Raw genomic sequence first — 15,592 nt, 5'->3', positions numbered from 1 at the left:
CGGTACGTGCCCGCTCACCTGTTGCCGACGAGCATGCGGTAGCGGAACTGGTCGATGACGACGGCGAGGATCAGCAGCGAGCCGAGCAGCACCATCTGCATGTAGGAACCGATCTGCATCAAGTTCATGCCGTTCTGGACGAGCACGATGAAGAAGGCGCCCAGCACCACGCTCTCAACCCGGCCGATGCCGCCCCTCAGCGAGACGCCGGCGATAACGCAGGCCGCGATCGATTCGAGCGCGATCGTGCCGCCGAGATTGGTTTCTCCGCTTTCGACCCGCGCCGTCAGCAGAACGCCGGCGACCGAGGCGAGAAGTGCGCAGAGGATATAGGCGAGAAAGAGTGTCCGCTTGGTGTTGATGCCGGAGAGATTGGCGGCCTTGATGTTGCCGCCGATCGCGTAGATGCGCGCGCCGCTGCGGGTGCGGTTCATCAACATCCACATGGCGGCGATGGCGACCGCCGCGATCAGGACCGGGACGGGCACGCCGAAAACGCGGCCGAAACCGAACAAATCGCCGAATTCGAAGGGCAGGTTGCCGATCGGCACGCCGCCGGTCAGGAAGAGCGCGATGCCGGCACCGACGGATTGCACGCCCAGCGTCATGATGAAGGGAGAAACCCCGAACTGTGCGATGCCGATACCGCTCAGCATGCCGAGTGCCAGAGCCGCGAGGAAGCCCGCCGACACGCCTAGAACGATGACGAGCCAGACCGTGTCAGGAAACTGGGCTGCAAAATACACCATGACCGAAGCCGAGACGACCGAGGTGAGCGCGATCGAGGTGCCAACGGCGAGATCGAAGCCGCCCGTCACCAGAACCAGCATCTGGCCGAGGGAGACGAGGACGAGATAAACCGACTGACGGGCGACGTTGGTGAGGTTGTCGAGCGTCAGGAACTGTTTTGAAGCGAGTGTGAAGAGGATGAGGGCTGCCACGAGGAAGAAGGGCAGGACACCGAGCCTGATGAAGACCGCCTTCACTGCGGCCGTCGAGGAGAGGGTCTGCTTGGTGTCCGAGACCGACACGGTTTCGAGCTTGCTGGTCATGCCGATTTTCTTTCCTGATCGAAGAAGGCGCCGAGGACTGCCTGTTCCTGAATGGCCTCGCCTTCCAGCTCGGCCGAGATGCGACCGTTGCGGAAAACGATCAGCCGGTGGGCGAGGTGCATGGCCTCTGGCAGGTCGGAGGAGATCACCACGACCGCCTTGCCGGCCTCGGCTATGGATTTGATGATGCGGTAGAGGGCGGCGCGGGTGCCCATATCCACACCGACTGTCGGTTCGTCGAAGATGTAGATGTCGTAGTCCCGGCCGAAGCTCTTGCCGAAGAGGATCTTCTGCTGGTTGCCGCCGGAGAGCTTGGATGTGACGCGCTCGAGGAAGGCCTCGCTGAGGTCCACCTTTTGCCCGATGTCGCTCGATTGCTTGCGCAGCGCGGTGGGCGAGACGAGGCCGAGCGGATTGCGCGTGTCGCGCCGGTCGAGAATGGAAAGCGCGATATTGGCGCGCGCACTCGCCCCGAGCAGGAGGCCTTCTTCCTTTCGGTCGGAGGGAAGAAAGAAGACGCCGCTTTGCATCATTTGGGGCGTTGCCGCACCGGTCTTGTCGCGTCCCATCAGCGTGACCGTACCGTCCGCTGTCGGCAGCAGGCCCATGACGGCGCGGAAGGTACGCGATTTTCCGGAACCGACGAGGCCGGCAACGCCGAGGACCTCGCCGCGGCGGACGTCGATATCGACGCCGTCGACGCCCCAGGCCCTCAGGCCGCGGATCGTCAGGACAGTTTCCGGTTGCGGGCTACGCACGATGTGTGGGTAGATCTCGTCGATCTTGCGGCCCGTCATCATTTCGACGAGCGCCTTTTCCGACAGGTTCTCGGCGCTGATCGTACCGATCAGGCGACCGTCGCGCAGGACGGTAATGCGGTCGGCGACCGCCTTGAATTCCTGAATGCGGTGGGAGATGTAGACAACGCCGACGCCGCGCCCCTTGGCGCGCTCGATAAATTCGAAGAGTTTCTGCGTCTCTCGCTCGGTGAGTGAGGCGGTCGGCTCGTCCAGGATGAGGATTCGGGCCTGCTGATGCAGTGCCTTGGCGATCTCGACCATCTGCTGTTCGGCGCGCGACAGTGAAATCACGGGCCGGCGGACGTCGATCGGGAAGCCGAGTCCGGTGAAGAGGATATGCGCCTCGGCATACATGCGCCGGCGCTGAACGAGGCCCATCTTCCGCGGTTCCTGACCGAGAAAGATGTTCTCCGCGACCGTCATCGTTGGTACCAGCGAAAATTCCTGGAACACCGCGCCGATGCCGGCGGCCCGCGCATCATTGACCGAATGGAAGAGCTTCTTCTCGCCGTCGATCCGGACCTCGCCTTCGGTCGGAGTGGTGACTCCGGCGAGGATGGAGATCAGCGTCGATTTGCCGGCGCCGTTCTCGCCGAAGAGGACGTGCACTTCGCCGGCTTGCAGCGTGAAGTCGACACCATCGAGCGCTCGCACGCCGGGATAGGATTTGGCAATGCCGGTCATTTCCACCAGCGGTGGCCGCGAAGTCATTTTCGTATCAGTCCAATCTAGACGCTGGGAGATGGCCCCGGCGTGTGTCCAACGCCGGAGCCCGCTCGGTCAGTTGACCGAGAAGACCGGCTTGTACCCATCCGGGGCAGGATGTTGGTCTGCGGCACGGTCTTTACGTTGGACGGATCGACCACGAAGATCTTCGGTCCGACATGCTTGACAAACTCCTTGCCTTCCAGCGCACGGACGGCCTGGTCGATGGCGATACGACCCTGGACGACCATGGAGTCCGCCGGGGCGGCGAGAATGAAGCCCCGCTTGATGCCTTCGTAGACACCGGGCGTCATGTAGAAGGCAAGAAGGTCGACCTTGCCCTTGAGTCCGCGCTCGCGGATAAGGCCCTGGGCGGCTTCCGCCGTCACCGCCGTGCCGGCGACATAGCGGATGTCGGGCTCGGCCTGCAGCACGTCCTCGACCAGCTTCAGCTGGGCTTCCTTGCCGGTGTCTCCGTATTTCGGCTCGAGAGCCTTGACGGCCGAGCCCTTGATCGCTTCGAGGAAGCCCTTGTTGGCGGCTTCTACCCAGCCTGCGCCGGCCGGGCCCGGGAACCAGCCGACCTTCACTTCCTCGGAGCCTGCGGGATGCTTCTTGGCGAGGTAGGAGCCGGTCTCAAAGCCCATGGTGTAGAAGGAGACGAGCGACTTGGCGGTAACGTCGGGAGAAGAAATGCCGTTGATGACGTCGATCACCGGAATGTTCTTCTTCTTGATCTCGCTGACGAGATTGTTGAGGCCGTCAAAGGAGATGGCGCCGATGACGACGGCCTGGGCGCCGCCGGCGACGCAGTCCTCGATCTGGCTGATTTGCTTGGAGAGCTCGGTATAGCCGCCAGCTTCCACGAGGTTCATCTTGACGCCGAGGTCCTTTGCCTCTTCCGCGACGCCGTAGTCGACGCCGAGCCAGTAGGCGTCCTTCATGTGCGGGAAGGAAACGCAGATGTTCCAGGGCTTCTCTGCTTTTTCGAGCGGCGAATAGGACATGTCGACGGCCTTGCCGTCGGCCGAAAACGCCGGCTCGACGGCTTGCGCCGGATAAGGATACCAGGCTTCTGCGAGCGCGGGCGTCGCCAGCGTCAGGGCGAGTGCGGAGCTCGCCAGTGTGAGTGCAATTCTGTTTTTCATTGTTGTTCCCCTTTTATGGAGTTGGTTGCTGCGGGTCAGAAGAGATTGCGGATCTGGTTGATCAGGGCGGCGCGGTCCTTTCTCGCGGAAAGCGCGGTTTCCATGTCGACTTTCACGAAGCGGGTCGGCGTATGCGGCTGAAGCTGGCCGATCAAATCCATGTCGGCGGAGATGACGGTTCCGAGCATGAAGTAGCCGCCGCCGGAAACGGCATCGCGATGCAGGATGATCGGCTCGGTGCCACCCGGAACCTGGATGGAGCCGTAGGGATAACAGCTGTCGACGATGTTCGACGGATCGGAGCCGGCGCCGAACGGCGGCGTGCGCGGAACGAAATCGAGCTTGCGCCCGCCCCGGAAGCGGTAACCCATGCGATCGGCTTCCGGCGCCACCTTCCATGTGTCTTCGAAGAAGTTCTTCCCCGACTCCTCGGTAATACGGTGCCAGTAGAGACCCGGCAGGACCCGCAGCTCGGCCGGCATGCCGGGACGACGACGGAGCGCTTCCGGGATCGACTTGCCTTCGACGGCCGTGCCTGCGGCACCGACCGGCAGTTCGTCGCCGGCGGCGATCGGCCGTCCCTTGAAGCCGCCGAGTGCCCCGATCGCGTAGGTCGAGCGGGAGCCGAGCGCGAGCGGCACGTCGATGCCGCCGGAGACGGCAATATAGATACGTGCGCCGGTCTTCAGAAAATCGAAGGAGAGCACCTGGCCGGCCTGGACCTTGAAGGCAGTCCAGCCCGGCTTCTCTTCGCCGTCGACCCGGATCGGCATCTCGGCTCCGGTCACGGCGACCATCGCATCTTCGGTGAATTCGAGCTTTGGTCCGACGAAGACCGCCTCAAGGCCGGCAGCCCCTTCCTCATTGCCGACGAGGAGGTTTGCGGCCTTGAGCGCAAGGCGGTCCATGGCGCCGCCGAGCGGGATGCCGAGATGGAAATAGCCGGGCCGACCGAGATCCTGGACGGTGGTGGCGAGACCTGGATGTTGAACCTTAATGGCCATGGAGAACGCCCTCCAGCTTTGCGTTGTAGCCGTCGATGTCCTTTTGGAATTCCCTGAGGTCGAACTTCACCTCGCGAATCGGCGGGGCAAAGCGTCCCTTGTCGACGTCTTCCACCGCCTGGTCGTAGCCGTCGCGGTCGACCGGCTTGAACTTGACGATGTCGCCGGGGCGGAAGAAGACCATGAAGTCCTTGAGGTAGGACGTCGTCTGGGTCGGATCGTAGATCGGCATCGGGGTGATGCCGAACATCTGGTAGCCGCCGGCGCCACGCACCGAGTAGATGCAGCCGAAACAGCCGCCATGGCCGACGGTGAGCTTCGGCGTGTCGGTGCGCGGCCGCAGATACTTCGGCACCTCGATCTGCCTCTGGCGTTCGACCATCTGATACATGAACGGCAGGCCCGAAACGAAGCCGACCATTGAGACGAACCAGGGAGAGCCGGAGTGGGCGGCGACGAAATCGTCGACCGAGCCGTAGTCGTTGATCCGGGCGGCATATTCGAGGTCGGTGCTTTGCGGATCCTGATGGCGTTCGCGGAAACGCATCAGCGTCTCGTGCGTCCACGGATCGTTGTAGAAGACCGGGATCTCGATGATGCGGGTGGTGATCACCGGCTCCGACTTCGCAGCCGCTGCCTCGATCGCCTGGACTTCCTTCAGGATGTCGTTCGGGTGAATGACGTCCGGGTCGAACTTAATCTGGAAGGAGGCGTTTGCCGGGCAGATTTCGGTGACGCCCTTGATCTTCGCCTGCTTGATGCCCGTCGTCATCGACAGCGAATTGAAGAATGCCTCGAGCGACATTTCCTCGGAGCATTCGACGAAGAGGTGTTCGTCACCTCCGAATGTATAGCGCATGGGCATCAGGCAACCTCCTTGGATGCGACAAAGGCCTTGAACTCCGTCTCCAGCCACGGTTCGAGGAAGCGGGTGTGGACGTCACCGGCGGCCACCGACGGATCGGATGCCAGTGCCTTGTGGAGAGGAATGGTCGTTGCGAGCCCGCGGATCTCGAAATTGTCGAGGGCCTCTCCGAGCCGGTCGAGGCAGTGGTCGCGGCTTTCACCCCAGACGATCAGCTTGCCGAGGAGCGAATCGTAGAAGGGCGGGACCTGGTAGCCGTCGTAGAGCATGGTGTCGAAACGGACGCCGTCGCCTTCCGGAACGCCGAGCGCCTCGACCAGGCCGGGACCCGGCAGAAAACCGCGCATGGGGTCCTCGGCGTTGATCCGGCACTCGATTGCGTGACCGCGGATCGCGACATCTTCCTGGCGGATCGAAAGCTCGGCGCCGCCGGCGATGCGGATCATTTCCTGGACCAGGTCGATACCCGTGATCATTTCGGTCACAGGATGCTCGACCTGAATGCGGGTGTTCACCTCGATGAAGTAGAACGCGCGCGTTTCGTCGTCATAGAGGTACTCAACGGTACCCGCCCCGCGATAGCCGACCTCCCGGGCGAGCGCGACGGCGCTCTCGCAGAGTGCCTTGCGGACGGTCTCCGGCAGGCGGAAGGAAGGGGCCTCTTCCCACACCTTCTGGCGGCGTCGCTGGAGGGAGCACTCACGCTCGAAACAGTGGATGGCGTTCTTGCCGTCTCCGAGGATCTGGACCTCGACGTGGCGGGCGCGGGTGATGACTTTCTCGACATAGAGGCCACCATCGCCGAAGGCGGCGAGTGCTTCGGCGGAGGCCTGCGGGAAATGCCGCTCGAAATCCTCCATGCTTTCGGCGATGCGGATACCGCGGCCACCGCCGCCCGCCGCCGCCTTGATCATCACGGGAAAGCCGATTTCCTCGACGATTTCGCGCGCGGCGGCGATGTCATCGATCCGGCTTTTGGAGCCGGGCACGGTCGGGACGCCGGCACGGCTTGCGACCTTGCGCGCCTCGACCTTGTCGCCGAGCAGGCTGATCGCATCATGGCGCGGCCCGATGAAGATCAGGCCAGCCTCTTCAACGGCCTTCGCGAAGGCGGCGTTTTCCGAGAGGAAGCCATAGCCGGGATGAATGGCGTCGACGCCGGTTTCTCGTGCGGCCTTCAGCACAGCCTCGATGTTGAGATAGGACTTCGCCGCGGACGGCGGCCCGATTTCGACCGCCTGGTCGGCGAGCCTCACGGCCAGCATGTCACGGTCTGCAGCGGAATGGACCTGCACGGTCCTGATCCCTAGTGCCTGGGCGGCGCGAATGATCCGGACTGCAATCTCGCCCCGGTTGGCGACGAGGATCGACGAAATGCTCATGCCTCGACCTCGGCGATGACCTGGCCGGCCATGATCGGCTCATTGTCCTCGGCGACGAAGGTGATCGCGCTTCCGCTCGCGTCGGCGCGGACTTCGTGGAAGGTCTTCATCACTTCGATAAGGCCGATGACGTCGCCGGCCGCGACGCTCTCCCCATCCTGCTTGTAGGGCGCGGCGTCGGGAGACGACCGGCGGTAGAAGGTTCCCGGCAGGGGCGATTTGATCTCGAGCTTGCTCATCGTGGTCTCCCGTTATCTGACGATTTCTGAAATGGGGGCGATGCGGATGCCGGCGGCGATCAGGGCTTCGCGCATGTGGCGGACGATCTCGAGGGCGCCAAGCGTATCTGAATGGAAGCAGATACTCTCGAAGGGAACCTCGATGTCCTTGCCGGTGACGGCCGTCACGCGACCCTCGGTGCAGGCGCGCACCACCTTGCGGGCGATTGCCGCCGGATCGGGACGTCCCGCGTCGCGGGTGAAGACGATGGAGCCGCTCTCGTCGTAGTCTCGGTCCGCATAGAATTCCCGGACGACGGGATGACCGGCCTCGATTGCAGCCTTCTCGGTTGCGGACCCTGCCATGCAGAAGACGTAGGCGTTTGGCGCGACGGTGCGCATATAGGTGACGAAGAGCTGCGCCAGCTCCGGGTTGACCGCCATCTCCATGTAGAGCGCGCCGTGCGGCTTCACATGCTGCAGGTTGGTGCCGTGGCGACGGGCGAACTCGCGTAACGCGCCCACCTGGTAGACAATGTCGTTGACGAGCTCGCGGGCGGTGCCGTTGATCTTTCTCCGGCCGAAGCCCTGGAGGTCATGATAGCCGGGATGGGCTCCGACGCCGACGCCATGTTCGACCGCGAGGCGCACGGTGTGATCCATCAGATTCGGATCACCACCATGGAAGCCGGCCGCAATGTTGGCCGAGCTGATTAGTCCCATCAGGGCGGCGTCGTCGGTGTCTCCGACATGCCAACGGCCGAACGCCTCGCCCAGATCACAATTGATGTCCACGACCTCGAGTGCCACTTTTCTTCCCTGTTCTGCCCGCATTTTGTGCAATGCAGCGCAATGCCTTCTTTCGTGTCAGAAAACGGTATTAAGAAAAGGTCCATTTGAAAAATTCTATTTTTGGAAACTCAATATCTGAATAAACGATATCATGTTCGCAGACGCTACAGTTGTGAGGTCAAAGAAGATCAATATGTTACCCTGTGTCATATAGGGTGCGTCCGAAACCGGGTACAATCTAGGCGCTTCTCATTCTGATAAATTGATGTAGATTATCGTGAATTCAGATCCTATGGATATCCGATGTCGCTGAGCCTGCGCCAAATTCGATATTTCGTCGCCACCGCTGAATCCGGTCAGGTTTCGCAGGCCGCAGTGAACCTTGCGATCTCCCAATCGGCGGTGACGACGGCGATCAAGGACCTCGAGGCGACGGTCGGCGCCAGCCTTTTCGAGCGGACGCCCCACGGCATGGACCTGACGGTCGCCGGTCGGCGCTTCCTTTCTCAGGCCTACGAGATTCTGCAGAAGATCGATGAGGCGACACAGCTCAACCTGGTGTCTGCGGAGGTCAAGGGGACGCTCACGATCGCCGCCACCTACACCGTCATCGGCTATTTCCTGCCCTTTCACATCGAGCGCATGCGGCGGCAGTTTCCAGGCATCGAGATCCAGCTTTTCGAACTCAACCGCGAATCCGTCGAAGAGGGGCTCCTGACTAACCGCTACGATCTGGCGGTGATGTTGACGTCCAACATTCTCAATCCGGAGCTCTCGACAGAAAAACTTCTGAGTTCTCAGCGGCGGCTCTGGGTTTCCGCCCGCCATCGCCTGCTCGAGCAGGAAAGCATCGGGTTCAAGGAGGTAGCGGAAGAGAATTACATCATGCTGACCGTTGACGAGGCGTCCCACACTTCGCTGCGCTACTGGAGCCAGACACCCTATCTGCCGAGGATCACGCTTCGAACCTCTTCCGTCGAGGCTGTGCGCTCGCTGGTCGCCAACGGGCAGGGCGTGGCGATCCTTTCGGACATGGTCCATCGGCCCTGGTCGCTCGAAGGGCGCCGCATCGAGACGATCGCGCTCAAGGATCCGATCCCCTCGATGGATGTCGGTCTCGCCTGGCGCCGGAATGCCGAGTTCACGCCGGCGATGGAGGCGGTGCGCTCCTATTTCCGCCGCTCCTTCAATATCCCGGAATAGTGGTGGGATGCCGGCCCGTCCGGCCGGTGCCACTGCAAGAACCCACTTGTCAGGATTGCTGCGATGCACCATCAATAGGGGATGTCGCATCCTGACCTGACCATCCTTGTGATTGACGAGAACGCCGTTCGCGGCGCGATCATCGAGGAAGGTTTGCGTGAGGCCGGGCACACGCGGGTTACCGTCGCGCATGAGATGCACGGCATCGCCCGGGTGGTCGAGACATTGGCGCCCGACGTCATCATCATCGATATCGAAAACCCGAACCGCGATATGATGGAGCACCTTTTCCAGCTGACGCGGACCGTCAGCCGGCCGATCGCCATGTTCGTCGACCGCTCCGACACGGCCTCGATCGAGGCTGCGGTCGATGCGGGCGTCTCGGCTTATGTGGTCGACGGGCTCAGGAAGGAGCGGGTGAAGCCGATCCTGGACATGGCGGTGAGCCGTTTCAACGCCTTCAGCCGGTTACAACGCGAACTTGCCGACGCGCGCACGGCGCTTGAAGAGCGCAAGGTCATTGAACGCGCGAAGGGCATTCTCATGAAGATGCGCGGGCTCTCCGAAGACGAGGCGTTCGCATTGATGCGCCAGACCGCGATGAACGAGAAGAAGAAGCTTGCCGAAATCGCTCAGAGCGTCGTTACCGCAGCGGGGCTCCTGCTGTGATGGTTGGCGCTGTCCGGAGGAACCGGAGTGAATGACATGACGACAGGTCGGAAAGACACGGGTTCGAAAGGCATGGGATTGCAGGCCTCGCCGGCACTCGGGCGCTCGCCGGATCCGAAGGTTCTGCGCGCCGGCTTCATTCCGCTGATGGACGCATCCGTGCTGATCGTCGCGTCGGAGTGCGGGTTTGCAGCGCGCGAAGGCCTCGGTCTCGATCTTGTCCGCGACGTCTCCTGGGCGAATGTCAGGGACCGGCTTGCGTTCCGACAGTTCGATGTGGCCCACATGCTCTCGCCGATGCCGGTCGCATCGATGGTGGGGCTGGGCTCCAATCCGTCCCCGACGGTCGCGCCCTTTTCGCTCGGCCGCGGTGGTAATGCGATCACGCTGTCGCTCCGGCTCTTCGAGCGCATGCAGGTGCTGGCGGGACTCGGCGATGGTGCTTCCGCGCTCGACAATGCCCGCGCGCTGGCGACCGTGCTCGCCGATATGCGCACGAAGGGGGAGCAGCCTCCCACGCTCGGCATGACCTATCCCTTTTCCTCGCACAATTACGAGTTCCGCTATTGGCTCGCCGCCGGCGGCATCGACCCGGACCGTGATGTGAAGCTGGTCGTCGTACCACCGCCGCTCACGTCCGATGCGCTCGCGGCGGGAGCGATCGATGGCTTCTGCGTGGGCGCGCCATGGAACATGGTCGCCTCCGGGCGAGGCGTCGGTCGCATCGTCGCGGCCAAGCAGGACATTTGGCCGTCGGCACCCGAGAAGGTACTCGGCATGCGGCCGGAATGGGCAGAGGCGCATCCCGAGACGGTGTCGCGCCTCATCGTGGCACTCGATGCGTCGGCCCGCTGGTGCGACGACCCGGAAAACCATGACGCGCTCGCCAACCTGCTCGCCGATCCCCGTTACATCGCCGCACCGGTCGACATCATCCGCCACGTGCTTGCGGGCGAATTCAGCCTCGACGCCAAAGGCAATCGTCGCGTCATCAAGGACTATTTCCGATTCCATAGTGGCTATGCGAATTATCCACGACCTGGCGAAGCGCTCTGGATCTACAGCCAGATGATCCGCTGGGGGCAGGTCGCCTTCTCCAAGGAGGGCATGGAGGCTGCCGCTTCGGCCTTCCGACCAGATCTCTATCGCCTCACGCTCGGGACCGAGGCGGCGCCGCCGGCGGATGCGGATTTTCGCATGGAAGGCGCCGATCCAGCGGATCGTTTCATGGATGGTCACGTCTTCGATCCCACCCGCATCGCCGAATACGTTGCGGGCTTTGCCGTGCGCAGCGCGCTGCCCGTGACTGCTGCACGGGACGAGGTGTAGTCGGCATCCTCGGCCGAGAATTGCCTGTCTTCGTGGCGACGGCGTTTCCGCCGTCATGTACATTCGTCTTTAGAAGTGCGGCGACGACGGTATGTACCCCGGCGGGTGGATCGGACACCTGGGGGCTCGCTGTTCTGGGGTAATCACATGGTCCACAGAACGGAGAGCGGTGCCGCCTGTAGTTTCTCTCCGAATGGGGTCACCCGGTCGTGATCATGTAAGACTAACCCTCTGATGAAGCGGTCCCCAACGGTTGCCTGCAACTGCCGCAATCCCCTGAAATCATCAGCCCTGACTGTCGCCGAGGCCTTAATTTCAACGCCAACGATCCGGCCACGGCGGTCCTCAATCACGAGGTCGACTTCGTCTTTGTCCTTCGTCCGGTAGTGAGAGAACGTCAGGCGGCGTTCGGACCAAGACGCCAGCTTCAAAAACTCGGAGAAGACAAAGCTCTCCAACAATGCACCGAACCGCGTTCGGTTGTCGCGCAGAGCATCCACCTCGTCTTCGCGCAAGGCCGCCAACAATCCGGAGTCGAGGAAGTGTAATTTCGGCGTCTTTATCAATCGGCTCAAACGATTATTTGACCATGGCGGCAGTGTCTTGACTAGAAAGAGGCGCTCGAGAATGGCGAGGTATTTTTGCGCGGTCACACTCGATAATCCCAATGCTGCGCCAAAACTGCTGTGGTTCACCAACTGGCCGGCATGTTCGGCAAGTACGTCCAGCAACCGTGGCAGGCGATCGAGTTGGTCTATATTGGCAATATCGCGAACATCTCGGTCGAGGATCAATGCCACGTAGTCTTCTAGCCAGGCAACTCGCCGGGCGGGCGTTGTTCGGCGCAATACCTCAGGATAGCCGCCGCGTACCACGATATTCAAGAGATCACTGCCGAACACGGCATTCCCGTCGGCCACGGGCTCCTCACCTGCAAACAGCCGGTCAAGGAGGCGTCCCGGCGTGGAGCGAATTTCAGCTTGGGCGAACGGCAGAAGCGAGACTACCGCCATGCGGCCCGCCAGGGAATCTGCGATTGCTGGAACGGTGGCTAGATTGGCAGACCCGGTGAGGAGGAAGCGGCCAGGCGTGTCGTTACGATCAACACTTTCTTTGATGGCCAGTATCAACTCGGGCGCGCGTTGGACTTCATCTATGACCGCGCGGTTGATTCCTCGGATGAAGCCGACCGGATCGGTTTTCGCTGCGTCTAATGTGCCAGCGTCGTCAAGCGTGAAGTAGGTGCGATCGGGGCCGGCGAACTGTCGCGCAAGGGTAGTCTTTCCGGCTTGTCGCGGGCCCGCTACCAGAACCACTCTGGTGTCGGCAAGTGCGGTTTCGACGATCGGGCATACCTTGCGATCGATCAGTGGTTTTGGCGGTAACTTGTCCATAGTGCGTCCCACCTTAATCGAAGTTGCGTCCAATCTCAATCGCACATCCGTCTGATTTAAATTTATAATCCGTCTAGAACTCATCGTGGGTGACATTCTGGTTCCAGTCCGCCGCGGATGTCTGAAAAGGAAGTCGGAGTTGCGTGCCCACCGCAATGCACAATAGTCCGGCGTGAACGATACCGCATTGCAAGCAATCGCCCACGAAATAGGCGGTGGCAAATTATGACTAAAAATTGGCCTGAACGATACAATCAGAATTATCCTAATAATTTCAACGATATGAGTTTTTCACTGGAGTGTGGCACGCCACTTGCGTGTCATCTGTCGCACCGGTCAACGGCGACCGGAAAGCAGATGAGCGCCAAACGCGCCTCCACATCAGACACCGACGTCGCAAGGGTTTTCGCAGCCCGGGATTTCTCATCCCGAGAGCGCAAATCTCCGAGCGGCGTTTTTTATTGCTCATTTTCTCCGTAGCCGAGGGAAGGGACCGTTCAATGACCAGGAAAACGACTGACGCCATGAAAGTGGTACGCAACGGAGTGGTGAGTATCTGTTCCGCGTTGGCAATTGGTGCTTTCGCGACGCATGCAGCCGCGGAGACGTTGGACCTCGAAAAGGACGAGTTGAAGCTCGGCTTCATCAAGCTGACCGACATGGCGCCGCTCGCGATCGCATACGAAAAAGGCTTCTTCGAAGATGAAGGCCTCTACGTGACGCTCGAGCCTCAGGCGAATTGGAAGGTACTGCTCGATCGTGTCATCACCGGCGAACTCGACGGGGCCCACATGCTGGCGGGCCAACCACTCGCGGCGACGATCGGTTATGGTACCAAGGCCCACATCGTCACGCCCTTTTCCATGGATCTGAACGGAAACGGGATTACCGTCTCGAACGCCGTCTGGGACATGATGAAGGCGAACGTGGCGACGGACGCCGACGGAAAGATCGTGCATCCGATCAAAGCCGACGCTCTGAAGCCGGTCGTTGAAAAGTTCAGGGCGGACGGCAAGCCCTTCAACCTCGGTATGGTCTTCCCCGTCTCCACGCACAATTATGAGCTGCGTTATTGGCTGGCGTCCGGAAACATCAATCCCGGTTTCTACTCGCCGGCGGATGTTTCCGGACAGATCAAGGGCGACGCGCTCCTCTCCGTCACGCCGCCGCCGCAGATGCCGGCCACGCTCGAAGCGGGCACCATCGTCGGCTATTCGGTCGGTGAGCCCTGGAACCAGGCGGCGGTTTTCAAGGGCATCGGGGTGCCGGTCGTGACCGACTACGAGATCTGGAAGAACAATCCGGAGAAGGTCTTCGGTCTGACGCAGGAATTTGTCGACCAGAACCCCAATACGACGCTTGCTTTGACCAAGGCTCTGATCCGCGCGGCGATGTGGCTTGACGAGAACAACAACGCCAATCGCGCCGAAGCCGTCGAGATCCTGTCTCGCAAGGAATATGTCGGAGCCGACGCCAAGGTCATCGCCAACTCGATGACCGGGACGTTCGAATATGAAAAGGGCGACAAGCGGGACGTTCCAGACTTCAATGTCTTCTTCCGCTACAACGCGACCTTCCCCTTCTACTCCGACGCGGTCTGGTATCTGACGCAGATGCGCCGCTGGGGGCAGATCCCCGAATTCAAGGACGACGCCTGGTACGCAGAGACGGCCAAGTCGGTCTACAAGCCGGACATCTACCTGAAGGCTGCGAAGATGCTGGTCGAGGAGGGTAAGGCCAAGGACGCCGACTTCCCCTGGAACAGCGACGGCTACAAGGCGCCGACCGCGGATTTCATCGACGCGATCAACTACGACGGCAAGAGCCCGAACGCCTACATCGACTCTTTGAAAATCGGCCTCAAGGGTCACCAGAAGATCGAAGGCGCGGAAGTCGTCGGCGGCTGATCTCCCCCACACGCACGACAAAGATGAGGCAAGCATAGATGGCGCACGCAACTGAAACCATCGGAACCGCCAAGGTCGATAGTGCAATCCGAAGAGAACGGCTCTTCCAGCGGATCGACAAGGCCGCCGTATGGCTCAATATTCTCGGGCTCGGCTGGGTCACACCGATCCTGAGGATGGCTGCCGGCGACAGCGTTCGCGAACAGGTGGCGGAGATACGCAAGACCCTGGTCGTACCGCTTGCGGGCATCCTGTTCTTCCTCGTGGCCTGGGGTGCTCTCGCGCCGATGGTCAAGACGTCGCTCGGGGCTGTCCCCGGTCCGACCGAGGTCCTCGAACAGGCAGGCTCGCTCTGGCGGGATCATCTCGCCGAACGCGAGAAGGCGGCTGCGTTCTACCAGCGCCAGGATGACCGCAACGCCAAGCTCGTCGCCGACGGCAAGGCGGATGAGGTCAAGCATCGCGTCTACACCGGCAAGCCGACCTATCTCGATCAGATCCTGACCTCGTTGATGACGGTCGGCCTCGGCTTCCTGATTGGCAGTGTCATCGCCATTCCGCTGGGAATTGCCTCCGGTCTATCGCGCACGATCAATGGAGCGATCAACCCGCTCATCCAGATCTTCAAGCCGGTTTCGCCGCTCGCGTGGCTACCGATCGTCACCATGATTGTGTCGGCACTCTATGCGAACCCATCCGACATGCTGCCGAAGTCGCTGGTGATCTCGGCGGTGACCGTCACGCTCTGTTCGTTGTGGCCGACGCTCGTCAACACCGCGCTCGGCGTCGCCTCGATTGACAAGGATCTCGTCAACGTCGGCAAGGTGCTGCAGCTTTCGACGGCGACGACGATCCGCAAGCTGGTTCTGCCCTCGGCCTTGCCGTTGATCTTCACGGGCCTGCGGTTGGCGCTGGGCGTGGGCTGGATGGTGCTGATCGCAGCCGAGATGCTGGCGCAGAATCCGGGTCTTGGAAAGTTTGTCTGGGACGAATTCCAGAACGGCTCGGAGACTTCGCTCGCCCGTATCATGGTCGCGGTTCTTACCATCGGCATCATCGGCTTTGTGCTGGACCGCATCATGTTTGCGCTTCAGTCGGCCTTCACCTTTTCGGCCACGCGGTGA

The 15,592-nt window shown here is 61.5% G+C and carries 13 protein-coding genes and 1 pseudogene; 5 read left to right on the top strand and 9 right to left on the bottom strand.

The features are described 5' to 3' along the window. Positions 1 to 14: 14 nt before the first annotated feature. From H4I97_RS19350 to H4I97_RS19315, 8 genes and pseudogenes are all read right to left on the bottom strand, one after another. Entirely contained in the window at positions 15 to 1,052 is a 1,038-nt protein-coding gene (locus H4I97_RS19350) for an ABC transporter permease (RefSeq protein ID WP_182308480.1), read from the bottom strand. Further along, on the bottom strand, positions 1,049 to 2,563 hold the full coding sequence (locus H4I97_RS19345; protein WP_182308479.1) for a sugar ABC transporter ATP-binding protein: 1,515 nt from the start codon (positions 2,561 to 2,563) through the stop codon (positions 1,049 to 1,051). The genes H4I97_RS19350 and H4I97_RS19345 overlap by 4 nt, the downstream gene beginning before the upstream one ends. 69 nt (positions 2,564 to 2,632) lie before the next feature. Beyond that, positions 2,633 to 3,705: pseudogene (torT, locus tag H4I97_RS19340) on the bottom strand (TMAO reductase system periplasmic protein TorT). Positions 3,706 to 3,740: 35 nt separating this feature from the next. Continuing rightward, positions 3,741 to 4,709 carry a 5-oxoprolinase subunit C family protein gene (locus tag H4I97_RS19335; protein ID WP_182308478.1) on the bottom strand — a complete coding sequence of 323 codons (969 nt, stop codon included), beginning with the start codon at positions 4,707 to 4,709 and terminating at the stop codon, positions 3,741 to 3,743. Continuing rightward, a complete protein-coding gene (locus H4I97_RS19330) occupies positions 4,699 to 5,574 on the bottom strand; it encodes a 5-oxoprolinase subunit B family protein (protein WP_182308477.1) in 876 nt (291 codons plus the stop codon). Before H4I97_RS19330 ends, H4I97_RS19335 begins: the two co-directional genes overlap by 11 nt. Next, the gene (locus tag H4I97_RS19325; protein ID WP_182308476.1) at positions 5,574 to 6,956 is read right to left on the bottom strand and encodes an acetyl-CoA carboxylase biotin carboxylase subunit; all 1,383 of its coding nucleotides are present in this window, start codon (positions 6,954 to 6,956) and stop codon (positions 5,574 to 5,576) included. Before H4I97_RS19325 ends, H4I97_RS19330 begins: the two co-directional genes overlap by 1 nt. After that, on the bottom strand, positions 6,953 to 7,195 hold the full coding sequence (locus H4I97_RS19320) for an acetyl-CoA carboxylase (protein WP_182308475.1): 243 nt from the start codon (positions 7,193 to 7,195) through the stop codon (positions 6,953 to 6,955). Before H4I97_RS19320 ends, H4I97_RS19325 begins: the two co-directional genes overlap by 4 nt. A 12-nt stretch (positions 7,196 to 7,207) precedes the next feature. Continuing rightward, a complete protein-coding gene (locus H4I97_RS19315) occupies positions 7,208 to 8,008 on the bottom strand; it encodes a 5-oxoprolinase subunit PxpA (RefSeq protein ID WP_182308474.1) in 801 nt (266 codons plus the stop codon). 261 nt (positions 8,009 to 8,269) lie between these two features. Between H4I97_RS19315 and H4I97_RS19310 the strand changes: the two genes are divergently transcribed. The 3 genes from H4I97_RS19310 (at position 8,270) to H4I97_RS19300 (ending at position 11,167) form a co-directional block, all read left to right on the top strand. Continuing rightward, positions 8,270 to 9,169, top strand: a complete 900-nt coding sequence (locus H4I97_RS19310; protein WP_182308473.1) for a LysR family transcriptional regulator — start codon at positions 8,270 to 8,272, stop codon at positions 9,167 to 9,169. 81 nt (positions 9,170 to 9,250) lie between these two features. Beyond that, entirely contained in the window at positions 9,251 to 9,838 is a 588-nt protein-coding gene (locus tag H4I97_RS19305; protein WP_182308472.1) for an ANTAR domain-containing response regulator, read from the top strand. 36 nt (positions 9,839 to 9,874) lie between these two features. Then, on the top strand, positions 9,875 to 11,167 hold the full coding sequence (locus tag H4I97_RS19300; RefSeq protein ID WP_182308471.1) for a CmpA/NrtA family ABC transporter substrate-binding protein: 1,293 nt from the start codon (positions 9,875 to 9,877) through the stop codon (positions 11,165 to 11,167). A 143-nt stretch (positions 11,168 to 11,310) separates the two neighbouring features. Here the strand turns inward: H4I97_RS19300 and H4I97_RS19295 are convergent, their stop codons facing one another. After that, on the bottom strand, positions 11,311 to 12,561 hold the full coding sequence (locus H4I97_RS19295; RefSeq protein ID WP_182308470.1) for an ATP-binding protein: 1,251 nt from the start codon (positions 12,559 to 12,561) through the stop codon (positions 11,311 to 11,313). Positions 12,562 to 13,085: 524 nt separating this feature from the next. Between H4I97_RS19295 and H4I97_RS19290 the strand changes: the two genes are divergently transcribed. After that, the gene (locus H4I97_RS19290) at positions 13,086 to 14,468 is read left to right on the top strand and encodes a CmpA/NrtA family ABC transporter substrate-binding protein (RefSeq protein WP_378144087.1); all 1,383 of its coding nucleotides are present in this window, start codon (positions 13,086 to 13,088) and stop codon (positions 14,466 to 14,468) included. A 38-nt stretch (positions 14,469 to 14,506) separates the two neighbouring features. Next, positions 14,507 to 15,592, top strand: coding sequence for an ABC transporter permease (locus H4I97_RS19285; RefSeq protein ID WP_182308468.1), 1,086 nt, complete (start codon positions 14,507 to 14,509; stop codon positions 15,590 to 15,592).

Origin of the sequence: Ciceribacter thiooxidans (genome assembly GCF_014126615.1) — a bacterium.
Lineage (GTDB): Bacteria > Pseudomonadota > Alphaproteobacteria > Rhizobiales > Rhizobiaceae > Allorhizobium > Allorhizobium thiooxidans.
The sequence above is the reverse complement of the archived record's forward strand: the minus strand, read 5'-3'. Positions and strand labels throughout refer to the sequence as shown.